The 10369-nt window shown below is 45.3% G+C and carries 11 protein-coding genes; 1 reads left to right on the top strand and 10 read right to left on the bottom strand.

Annotation, left to right across the window (positions count from 1 at the left end):
• The 4 genes from H141_RS0112210 to H141_RS0112195 all read right to left on the bottom strand — a co-directional run.
• The coding region (locus H141_RS0112210) for an IS4 family transposase (RefSeq protein ID WP_026349418.1) at positions 1 to 653 on the bottom strand (653 nt) is incomplete at its 3' end.
• A gap of 88 nt (positions 654 to 741) precedes the next feature.
• The gene (locus H141_RS21455; protein WP_157610887.1) at positions 742 to 1173 is read right to left on the bottom strand and encodes a hypothetical protein; all 432 of its coding nucleotides are present in this window, start codon (positions 1171 to 1173) and stop codon (positions 742 to 744) included.
• Entirely contained in the window at positions 1151 to 2350 is a 1200-nt protein-coding gene (locus H141_RS0112200; protein WP_019676557.1) for a hypothetical protein, read from the bottom strand. The genes H141_RS21455 and H141_RS0112200 overlap by 23 nt, the downstream gene beginning before the upstream one ends.
• A 78-nt stretch (positions 2351 to 2428) precedes the next feature.
• On the bottom strand, positions 2429 to 3709 hold the full coding sequence (locus tag H141_RS0112195; RefSeq protein ID WP_019676556.1) for a tyrosine-type recombinase/integrase: 1281 nt from the start codon (positions 3707 to 3709) through the stop codon (positions 2429 to 2431).
• 398 nt (positions 3710 to 4107) lie between these two features.
• On the opposite strand from H141_RS0112195, the gene H141_RS0112190 reads away from it, so the two are divergent.
• Positions 4108 to 4503 carry a VOC family protein gene (locus H141_RS0112190; RefSeq protein ID WP_019676555.1) on the top strand — a complete coding sequence of 132 codons (396 nt, stop codon included), beginning with the start codon at positions 4108 to 4110 and terminating at the stop codon, positions 4501 to 4503.
• A 43-nt stretch (positions 4504 to 4546) separates the two neighbouring features.
• Here the strand turns inward: H141_RS0112190 and H141_RS0112185 are convergent, their stop codons facing one another.
• The 6 genes from H141_RS0112185 to H141_RS0112160 form a co-directional block, all read right to left on the bottom strand.
• Positions 4547 to 5251, bottom strand: coding sequence for a substrate-binding periplasmic protein (locus tag H141_RS0112185; protein ID WP_019676554.1), 705 nt, complete (start codon positions 5249 to 5251; stop codon positions 4547 to 4549).
• A 20-nt stretch (positions 5252 to 5271) separates the two neighbouring features.
• Positions 5272 to 6243, bottom strand: a complete 972-nt coding sequence (locus tag H141_RS0112180; protein WP_019676553.1) for a GGDEF domain-containing protein — start codon at positions 6241 to 6243, stop codon at positions 5272 to 5274.
• Between the two features lie 124 nt (positions 6244 to 6367).
• Positions 6368 to 7108 carry a thioredoxin domain-containing protein gene (locus H141_RS0112175; RefSeq protein WP_019676552.1) on the bottom strand — a complete coding sequence of 247 codons (741 nt, stop codon included), beginning with the start codon at positions 7106 to 7108 and terminating at the stop codon, positions 6368 to 6370.
• A gap of 15 nt (positions 7109 to 7123) precedes the next feature.
• Positions 7124 to 7651, bottom strand: a complete 528-nt coding sequence (locus H141_RS0112170; protein WP_019676551.1) for a protein disulfide oxidoreductase — start codon at positions 7649 to 7651, stop codon at positions 7124 to 7126.
• Positions 7635 to 9743, bottom strand: a complete 2109-nt coding sequence (locus H141_RS0112165) for a protein-disulfide reductase DsbD family protein (RefSeq protein ID WP_019676550.1) — start codon at positions 9741 to 9743, stop codon at positions 7635 to 7637. Before H141_RS0112165 ends, H141_RS0112170 begins: the two co-directional genes overlap by 17 nt.
• A gap of 51 nt (positions 9744 to 9794) precedes the next feature.
• A complete protein-coding gene (locus H141_RS0112160; protein ID WP_205620384.1) occupies positions 9795 to 10208 on the bottom strand; it encodes a hypothetical protein in 414 nt (137 codons plus the stop codon).
• Positions 10209 to 10369 lie beyond the last annotated feature (161 nt).

Here is a 10369-nt window from a genome sequence, read left to right as displayed (position 1 = left end):
TTAATGTCCCCCAGCAACTGGGGTGAGGTACGGGCCTTTTTGTATACTTTCGTCACCGTGATAAAGGCTTCCTGCCCGGACAGTTGCAGTGTCTGGTTGCCACGAACTCTGGCGATGTAGTGCCAGCCGAGTTTACGTATTTGCTTTAACCACGGCACTTTGAAGCCTGCATCGGTAATAATCACCGGTTTAAAATCTGCCGGTAATACCTGCTTTAGTCTGTTTAAGAATGTCTTGTGTACGTGTGGGCAAGTGTACTCGTCCATTGGTACCACCATTTGATGCAGCGTCAATGGCCGGCCTTCTAATGCCAGACTGGCGCGCAGGATATGATGGCGTTTGGCTTTATCAGCATTGCTCCAATCCACCAGAATGAGGGGCTGTTTGCCCTGGCGCAGTAAGCGGGTCATTGCACCGTAAATTAGCGGTGTTTCAGCCTGGAGTGCCGTATTGCTAAGCAGGCGATCAGCACGTTTAATGCCGTGCTTCTCATTATTTTGGTTCTCATATTCACGGCCAATAGCGGTAACCGTGCAGCAGCCTTTTTTCATCAGGCTTTGTGCAGCAGCACTTAGCGCAGAAAGTCTGGCTTTATGCATACTTTTAGGGGTGACAAATGAGAGAAAATCGGCGAGCATTGTTTTTACATTCATGGCAGCATTCATGGTTAGGTGTTTTTGGCGAAAGATCAGATCGGGAACTGCCATGAATGTTCCCTTCGCCCTTAACTATTTGTTTTATCTATGCCATTCGTGGGGATTCGTCAGCTAGTTTACTTAACCCAAAAGAATAAAATCTTTTAGCGTCATAATCATTTATTTCAAGTGAAGTATTTTTTATCGTGTGTCTAGGATGAACGTTGAATTTTTCGCCTGCTAACTCAACGAAAAATAATGACTTAGTGTAGCATACATTTTTTTTGGACAACCGATTGGTAAAGCTATTATGTAGTTCTTTATTTTCCCAGTACAGGAAGCAATCACGCAATCTGACAGTTGGAACATAGACTACAATGCAATCCGGAAGAGTGTCACTACTTTTTAAAGCTTTCTCTAAAGCGGCATAAAAACTAGTAGAATCTTGCCAGCCTTTATCTCCCAAATATGCGCAAAGAACATCATATCGATGGCCGCTACAATCCTTTTTTGCATTAAAGTAAAATATGCTGTCCACTATCTTTCCTTAATGGTATTAAAATTGAAACGACAGTTCCGCAAGCAGAAGAGAGCTTTTTATCTGTCCAACTATCAAAGTTCATAAGATACTTTGTTTGTTCTTGCTTTGCTTCTGATGAATTTTGATTCTCCCAATAACCGTGTTTTTCACGATCAAAGCAGTTAAATAGACACTGGTTACCAGAGCGAATCCTTATTAAACCCCCGACTTTGCTGAGCTGATTCAAAATAGTTGGATAGCCATTACCGGCCCCACTCTCAGGCTTAGTCGAGAAATTCATTCCAATACACTGTATCAATGCCTCTTTTTCAGAATTTGGATCGATACTTTTACCAAATGCTCTCCCTACTAATCCCGGGCCTGTGTCGAAAAAACTAACCTCCATGCAACGAAGTGTCCTCTTGGTACTATCAGCTGCAATAGTTAGATTATCACTCCAATACTTTGCGAGTCTGGAATGTCCTAAAAAGTCGCTTTCATACTTTTCACTTGGTAGATCTTTCCACGATGCGATCATACCTTCCACATGCGCAATGTAAGATTTTCCATTTTGATCTCTAAGGGCATGCTCTTGAGTATTTTTAAACAACTCACAACCGAAAATTCCGAAAGCGTCAATGAGATCTGCTTCTAAATTGTTAAACTCCCAATTGTTAATTTGTTTAAATATAGCCACCATGGTTTTCTTCATGAGTGAGCTATTTCTAACTGCTTGGCTATTTTTATTTTCAAAAAGGGGAGATAAATACTGGCGTTCAGCTCCACTGATGCAGCAAAGGTCTATTGTTCGTCCACGGACAATTTTGTCATATTGTTGATTGTCAGAAGCTATTATCTTATCTCGCGCATGTATAAGTGCTTCTCGTCTTGAGATTATTTTATTATTTATATTGACTGATTTATTTAATCGAACAGATGTTAAACCTGGCGCATAAGCACATAACTCACTTAGTACTGAATCTGTGTTCGATGAATTTTGAAGTAAAAGGACCTTATCTTCTGAGTTTCTGGCCAAAGTTACAAGGGCTTGCAATCTTGCAGCATCTCTTAATGCGCCGTGAATTTTTGATATGCTTTCTGATGACAGCCTGACTGCCTGACCACTTGCAGATTTATGTATAATATCTTCTATATCGTCTAGCGACTCAAAAGGAGATTCTGTCAATTGTTCCATTCGTAATTCCAAACAAGATCTTATTTCCCTAATAGGTTTTAACCTTAATAAGGTTTCGTATTTGTGCAGGGCAATTACTTAAATTGTCCCGCGACTCTTGTAATTGTTTTCCCACAGAGTAAACCGTTTTTCCCACAATTTGCTAATTTTTTCATCGTATTTCCATTTACGCTCAATCTCTTCTTTCTTAGGCAAATCGACACCTGATAGCTGTTGGCTAAACATCCTTGGTATTACATGGCTGTAGTGGCGCTCAATCATCTCAATACTGGTTCCACATTGACGCGCCAGAACGTCTATTGTCACTTTTTGGGATACTAGTTCCCAGGTGATGAATGAATGTCGGAGAGAATAAAGAGTTCTTTTACCGTATGGTGATTCGTCTAAGCCGATGTCTTTCAGTGCCGCGTTGAATGTCCGGCCTATTTCGTTGGTTGTTGAACCATTAGGCAAGCGAAAGAGCAGGTCAGTAGATTGACGGTTAGGAAAGCGATCAGTCATTCGCAGAATCGTATTTTGTAAGGCTCTTTTGCAGACTACTTCGCGTGTTCCTGTATGGAGTGTTGTTTTGCCTTTGCGAACACTAATAAAAAAGGTGGCTTTGTCATCACTACGCTCGATATGTAAATCACCCCATGTCAGGTTGTCTAACTCAGACCCAGGGCGCATACCCGTATTAATAACAAACTCCGCATAGTCCTGCGTCAGTTCACGTATTTGCCTCGTCACTTCTTTACGACTATTTCCCTCTAAATGGAATAGGTGGTCTTGGATTTTTTCGTATTCTTCCGGGGTGAATGATGCGCGCCTTACGGTTGTTTTGCCGCTATCTGTGTTTAGCACTGGTACTTGGGCAGGAAGCATCCATTTATTGCGTACGGCCTCTTTAAACACCAGCTGCATTGCAGCGTTATGGGTCATCAGGGTAGATTTTGCAGGGTTTCGTTTTAGCTTCTTAGCTCGCCATATGTCGAACTCATACAGTTTTTCAGCATCGATGGAGGTTATATAGGTTCGGTCGAAAAATGGTATGTGGTATTTCTGCAGGCAGCCAATGTAGTCATCGTATATTGCTTTACCGGCTCCACGCTTCTTATCCATTTTCATGGTGGTAATGGCTTTTTCGGCAACGTCGCGGAAACGCTTGGTGGTGGTTAGGGTATTGGTCTTGGCTCTCACCTCATATTCTATTAGAATTCGGTGGGCCATGGCGATAGCTCGGTCTTTGTCTTCTTCTCCAGTGCTTTTGCACAACCACTTCCCATTGAGGCTAAAGCGGCAGTACCAGCGCTTGCTATTGTTCTGTAGGAATACGTATAATCCCTTCGAAACGTCGTGTCTTTCCAGCTGGGTCGTCATCAATATAGTCCACAGAGTGTTTTGCAAAGATTTTGCAAAGTGTCTTTTAGCATAGCTCAAGCGCTATACTTTGTGCGACCAATATAGACGCGTTCTGTTCAAAATCCACCGTTAGAAATAACGTGCCGGTTCGAGTCCGGCCCTAGGCACCAATACTTTCAGTAAGTTACAAATAATCCCAAGTTATGTCCTTGCTGCGTGACAACCGCTTATCACCTCTAACGTTCTAATCAAACAATAGTGCAATCCAATGCCAGCAGAATTTTGCGGGATGCTTGTCGATCTTCTTAATCTCCATCCGACTATGTAACGTGAATCAATCACTGCTATCTTTGCAGCAGCATTTAGCTGTGACAAAGGATTAGTAACTGCAAGGTAATAGATTAGGGAGCAATACGATGAAATTTAACCCGGTAGTGCATTTTGAAATTTACGTAGACGATATGGCACGCGCCAAAGCCTTTTATCAGGTGGTGTTTGATATCCAGCTTGAACAGATGCCATCACCCACGCCGGAAGTTGAGATGGAGATGTGGTTTTTTCCGATGGATAAAGAAAACGGCATGAGTTTCTACGGTGCTGGCGGTGCCTTAGTTAAAATGGACGGTTACAAGCCCGGCGGCGGTGGTACGCTAGTGTATTTTGGCTGCGAGGATTGCACAGTGCAGGCTGAGCGCGCCGTGGCCAATGGCGGCAGCATTCATCAGCCAAAAATGCCGATTGGTGAACATGGTTTTTGTACTGTGGTGCGGGACACTGAGGGTAATTTAATTGGCCTGCATTCGATGTCATAAATAAGCGTTGGCAGCTGGTGTAGTATTGCCCGTAACACTTAACTTAAGGCCATTTGCTGAGTATTTTCTGGTAAACGCCGTTAGCCTGAATGTTAAGCAGTTCCTTATCAAACTGTTGCTGCAAGTATTTATCTTTAATAATTGCACCATAAGATTTGTTGGCAAATATCGGATGAATAGCCAGTTTTTGGTTGGGGTAGTGTTGTTGCATGATATAGCTTAATAATCGTCGCTCATCAATCACCAGATCGGTTCTGTCGTTTACCAAAAGTGTTAATTGTAACTCGCGTTCAGCTACCTCTAAATAATTGGCATCAGTTACCGCCCCGGCAAATTCGTCACCCAGTACTGAACGGGCAAATTGATAGGCTATGACATTTTTACCTTTTAAATCTGCAATGGTATCAATGCGATGTTTGTGTTTTTTCAAAGATACTGCGACATCATGAAACGGCAGATAGCGTTGGGTTAAATGGCCATTTTCAGCGGCGAAGGCTGCGGGGCTGGCCACGTCATACTTACCCTCATTGAACTCTTTGATCAGCCGGCTATAGCCAAGCAGATGAAATTCGGTTTCATAACCCAGCGAAGTTAAAATATGGCGGATAATTTCAACATCTATGCCTGTTACACCGGTCCCTTCCTGATAAAACGCCCAGGGCGGACCAATATTGACTGCCACCTTTAGGGTTTTCGGCTCTGCCAAAGCCTGGCAGGACAAGATTAATATAAAAAACATCATGCGCATGACTGATTTCCGATAGTAGCTCAGGTTGGTGCCTTACATACTCTGTTACGCCCTGCCGCTTTTGCCCGGTACAGTGCCTCATCTGCCTGTTGGATCAGGCTGGCCGCGGTATCGGTTTTCCGATATTGTGCCACGCCTATGCTGGCGGTGCATGCCGGTATACTGCTGTTTGCTGTGGTATATTGCTCCAGTGATATCCGGATGCGGTCCGCCAGTTCAGTAGCACTGTCGATTGCAGTGTCGGGTAAAATAATCAGGAACTCTTCGCCGCCAATTCGGCCAACATAATCTGCTTTTCTAAGCTGATCTGTGCAGCAATTTGCAGCCGTTCTGAGGGCTTGATCACCAGTTTGGTGGCCGAAATTATCATTAATGGCTTTAAAGTTATCCAGATCCAGCATCATTATGCTTAATGCAGTTTGCTGGCGTGCAGCCCTGGAAATTTCTATATCGAGTACCCGCATTGTTTCGCGCCGATTAATCAGGTTGGTCAGCTCATCCGTAGTAGCCATTTTTTCCAGTTGTGCAGTGCGTTTTCTTACCTCGGCTTCCAGCCGCAGATTTGATTGTGCCAGTTGTTGCTCGGCCAGTGTAAGTTCGGTAATTTTAGCTTGCATATTGCGTTTGCTGGGGATGCTAATTGCCTGAGGCAGCAGATACCAGAGTAAAATGGCGGTGGCAATAGAGATTAACCCGGTGGCCGATTTAATAATACCGTGAATAAAATAATAGCCATGCCACACATTAATCAGGCCAAGTAAATGAGTAGCACCGCAGAAAAAAATAAAACCGGCGAACATTAAAAACATCCAGTCAAAGCGCATGTCATCTCTTGCCCGCACCAGCCGGACCAGCGCAATGGGAATAAGCATGTAGGCGATAAATGTCAGCATGTCACCACCAACATGCAGGATCAGTAAGTCGGTACGCCAAAGCAGACAATGGCCGTGGGGCATAAAATCGCCATTGATTAATTCGTTGATAAATTCCATTTCTTCGCCAGGACTTTATGTTTACTAATTAGTTTAGTCGACATTAGTAGACAATATAGCGACAAAAGAAACAAATTACAGCAAGCGGAAATAGGCTGGCGCTTCCACGCCAGCAGCTTACCTTTTATCTCAATGCAAACTCTTTTTCTGTTACCTCTAATAAAGTAGGTAGCGTAACAAAGCCTGGAATTACTTGTTCACCAATCATAATTGCCGGAGTACCTCGTAAACCAAGACCAGTGAAAACAGCCAGGTTACGCTCAATAATCTGTTTGCTTTGAACTGAGGCTGATAAAAAATCAGTGCTGGCGGTTAACTCAGCAATTTGTTGTAACGAGGCGGCAGTATGCAGGCCCGACTTTTTCATGAGCAGCGGGTGCGCCTTGTCAAATTGCGCTTTGTTGCTGCGCCATAAATCCAGCGCCAGCAGTGCCGAACTTGTCCGGGCCCCCGGCGGTTGTTGCTGACGTAACGGCACCAGAATATTGATTACCTGTACTGACGGATGCTTCGTTATCAGTTTTTCAAGTTCCGGTTCCAGCCGTTTACAGTAAGGACAGTCATAATCTGTAAAGACGATAATCTTATGGGTAGCGTCCTGCTCACCGAGAGTGGGATGTACGGGATTATTAAAAAGCCAGTCTTGATTTTCGCTTAGAAGAGCTTCTTGTTTGGTTAGCTGCGCCAGATAATTGTTCAGCCCCTGATGCATACTGCTGATTACTTCAGGATTGCTATTTAACATAGTGTTAATTTCACTGAGTTCCCGTTGTTGTTGCATGGTCAGGTTTTGGGCCTGCAGCGGCGCCATGGCACTAAGTAGTAAAGCGGCCGAGATGCAAAGAGTCAGAAAAAAAGTTTTCATAGATACTACCTTCTGTTAGTTAAAATACTGATAAAACCAAAGACGGGCGTGTAAACCCCATGAAGTTGTAACGCCTGAGGTTACCGAGACAATCTGGCCATTTTCGACCACAGCTATGGTTGGCGTTGCCCCCACTTGCCACTGCGCGGTCAGCTGACCGTCCTGATCGTTGATTACCGGAAAGCTGTAGCCTTTAGCTGTCATATATTGCTGCAATTTCTGGTTATCGCCGGAGCGCAGGGCGATACTGACCACCGGATAATCAGCATTAAAATTGTCAATTATCGGCGAGGTAAGTTGACAAATCGGGCACCAGGTCGCCCAGAAATACACCAGCAGCGGGCCTTGTTGACTAAGGGCCTCCAAGTTATGTTCTTGCCCGTACAGGTCAATAAGTTGCTGATATTCAGGTAAGCGCTCTGGCACCTGTTGGTTTCGATACCAGTCAAGGGCCAGTACCAGCGTGAACATCAGTATCAGGTAAAGTAATGGCTTAACTGCACGGCGGTGCGATGGGTTAGCCTGATTAGTTGGTGTGGTCACGTGCTTGCTCCATAGCTTGTAATACAGCGTCAGTCGTTAACAGGGTGGGTAGGGCAATACCTGCAGGGGCAGCAGGACCATATACTTTGTTAAAGGGTACGCCAAAGGTATTGTTGCTTTGTAAATACTGGCTGACAGCCGGGTTTCGTAATGTCCAGTCACCGCGCAGCCGCAGCACATCGGGTGCTGCCAGGGCGTCAAATACCGGTTGTTGCAGCATGACTCCTATCTTGTTGGCCTTACAGGTAATGCACCAATCAGCAGTAACATCAACAAATACCAGGTTACCGGCCTCAACAGCGGTTTGAATGTGTTGCTCAGACAGTGTTTGCCAGCTGTGATCGGCAGGCAATACCTGTTGCCAGCTTGCTGCAGTAAGCAGCAATACAGCGCCGAGGGCTGCGCCAAGTAATACCAGTGCACTGGAAAGATACAGCATGATCTTAAGACCAAAAGTTCTGGCCATTACTAACAGGGTGAGCAACAGTAAAGCGCTTAACAGCAAGCCAAAAGCTACCTTGCCAATAAAAGGCGTTAGTAAACTCAGTAACCAGATACTGGTGGCAAACATCATGTTTGCAAATATTGGCTTAACCCAGCAGAGCCAGCGGCCTGGTTTGGGCAACCAGCCAGACAGCTGAGGTAAAGCGGCCAGCAGTAACCAGGGCAATGCCATACCGATACCCAGGGCGGTAAAGATCAACAAAATGGTGGCGATATCCGCCGACAGGGCAAACGCCACTGCGGTGCCAAGAAACGGTGCGGTACAAGGTGTTGCCAATACCGTTGCCAGCATGCCTTGCAAGAAGTGGCCGGCATAGCTGTTGTTACCTTTGGTTGCGGCCCAGGTGCCCAAAGAGCCCGGTAAACGTAATTCGAAGGCGCCAGCCAGATTCAGGGTAAACAGCCAGGTCACCAGGATCATCACACCAATAAAGTAAGGGTTCTGAAACTGAATACCCCAGCCAATACTTTCACCTGACCATTTCAGCAGGCTAAGTACGATGGCCAACAGCCAGAATGATGCCACTATGCCCAGTGCTGAAGCCAGGAATTGTTTTCTGATTGTGCTGGTCTGTTGCGGCTTACTAAGCAGCAGACCTTGTAATTTAATGCCGATTACCGGCAGCACACAGGGCATAATGTTCAGGATCAGGCCGCCGGCCAGAGCCAACAGTAAAATTAACAAAAGCGATGGAGCACTGTCTGTAGTCGCTAAAGTTGATGCTGTTAAGGTTACCGGGTATGCCGCAGCAAAATCCTGATCGGTAATGGTGATAGTGAGCGTTTTTCCCGCCAGAGTAGGTAAATCGAGCCAGTGACTGGCGGTGACCATGACACTGAGATCTGCTCCGGACACTTTGGGCACTGCAACCTGGTACACTACATCCGCCAACGCATCGTCGTTGCTGTGAATAAAAATCTCAGGCGTTATCCAGGTATGCTCTCGTGTCATCTTAATGAGGATTTGCCCGGGATTAGCGGTTAACCCAGCCTGCTGTATCTGCACGCCAGCAAGGGCTTTCGGTACTTTACTCATTGCCTGGCTAAACAGAAACACCTGCTCTTCATCGGCTTGTAAGGTGGATAAATCAAAGGGTAAATCTAAAGCAAAGTCTGTTAACAAACATACCGTGGTGCAACTGGGCATCGTCAGCACACCTTGCAATATTCCGCTGGTTGCACCGGAGGCAAGTTGCAGCTGCAGCGGAAAAGTCACGTTTTTTTGATAACCCTGGGTTGCAAAACCTTGTACCATATATCGATACGGTGCAGGCCAGAACCAATCCAGGTTCGTAATACTTTGCGATTCAGACCACTGTAACGACGGCGCAACCCCTCCTTCCCCCGGGGCCTGCCAGTAGGTTTTCCAATCGTCTGCTAACTGCACTTGTAATGTTGCCGGCAACACCCTTGAGGTGGCATCGTACTGGCCGGTAAGGGTTAATTTAACTGATAAATGGGGAGCTTCAGCTGATGTCAGCCATCCCGAACTGGGAGGGCTTGCCAGCGTATTTGCTGTAAAAAGCAAACCGCAAAAAAGCCCAAACAGCAGCCATGGCTTACGCCAGAGCGAATAAAAGTTGTACATATAATTTTCTCCTGAAAAAAGATTAAAACGAGGTGTGAAAAACCGCGTTATCTATTCCAGGAAGCAACAAAACAGTGAGTGAGTGCGCCTTTTCGGGCGCCATTGTGGTTTGAGTTTGAGCGGCAATTGGACATGGTAAGTGGTGCCAAGTAGCACCAGCACGATAATCAGAAATGGTAAAATATCCGGCAAGTCGAGTTGGACTTGTTTAAGCAAACATGAGGTTTTGTCACAGCTGTCTGCTTTTGCCGACTGGCTTAGTCCGGTCTGAGAGGTGTGATTGCTATTATAAGTATCAGCTTGAGAAAGGCTTTCAGCAGTCTCTGCTTGGGCTGCAGCAATACTAAGTTGAGAAAAGCTTTTGCCACTCCATGCATTATGCGCCCAGCACGATAAAAAAATGCAAAACAGCAGTGTCATAAAGACACGACTGTTCTGAATTTTTTGGCTGAGTATATAGAGCATAATGTCTGATCATAAATTAAGTTGCGGCAAGACTAACAGAACAACTGCGCATTTAATACAGATGTGGTTTTTCTATCGGGTATAGTTATGAGGGAAATGCTCGCTGTTTTTACTTAAGCAACATTTTAAGCACGCTGAACAGTTGCCAGCTATGCCGCGCT

The organism is Arsukibacterium perlucidum DSM 18276 (assembly GCF_000382165.1).
Classification (GTDB): Bacteria; Pseudomonadota; Gammaproteobacteria; order Enterobacterales; family Alteromonadaceae; genus Alishewanella; species Alishewanella perlucidum.
The sequence above is the reverse complement of the archived record's forward strand: the minus strand, read 5'-3'. Positions and strand labels throughout refer to the sequence as shown.

Coding starts and splice junctions, on each gene's coding strand:
- H141_RS0112200 (WP_019676557.1), bottom strand. CDS start 2,350: ATGGAACAATTGACAGAATCTCCTTTTGAGTCGCTAGACGATATAGAA.
- H141_RS0112195 (WP_019676556.1), bottom strand. CDS start 3,709: ATGACGACCCAGCTGGAAAGACACGACGTTTCGAAGGGATTATACGTA.
- H141_RS0112190 (WP_019676555.1), top strand. CDS start 4,108: ATGAAATTTAACCCGGTAGTGCATTTTGAAATTTACGTAGACGATATG.
- H141_RS0112185 (WP_019676554.1), bottom strand. CDS start 5,251: ATGCGCATGATGTTTTTTATATTAATCTTGTCCTGCCAGGCTTTGGCA.
- H141_RS0112180 (WP_019676553.1), bottom strand. CDS start 6,243: ATGGAATTTATCAACGAATTAATCAATGGCGATTTTATGCCCCACGGC.
- H141_RS0112175 (WP_019676552.1), bottom strand. CDS start 7,108: ATGAAAACTTTTTTTCTGACTCTTTGCATCTCGGCCGCTTTACTACTT.
- H141_RS0112165 (WP_019676550.1), bottom strand. CDS start 9,743: ATGTACAACTTTTATTCGCTCTGGCGTAAGCCATGGCTGCTGTTTGGG.
- H141_RS0112160 (WP_205620384.1), bottom strand. CDS start 10,208: ATGCTCTATATACTCAGCCAAAAAATTCAGAACAGTCGTGTCTTTATG.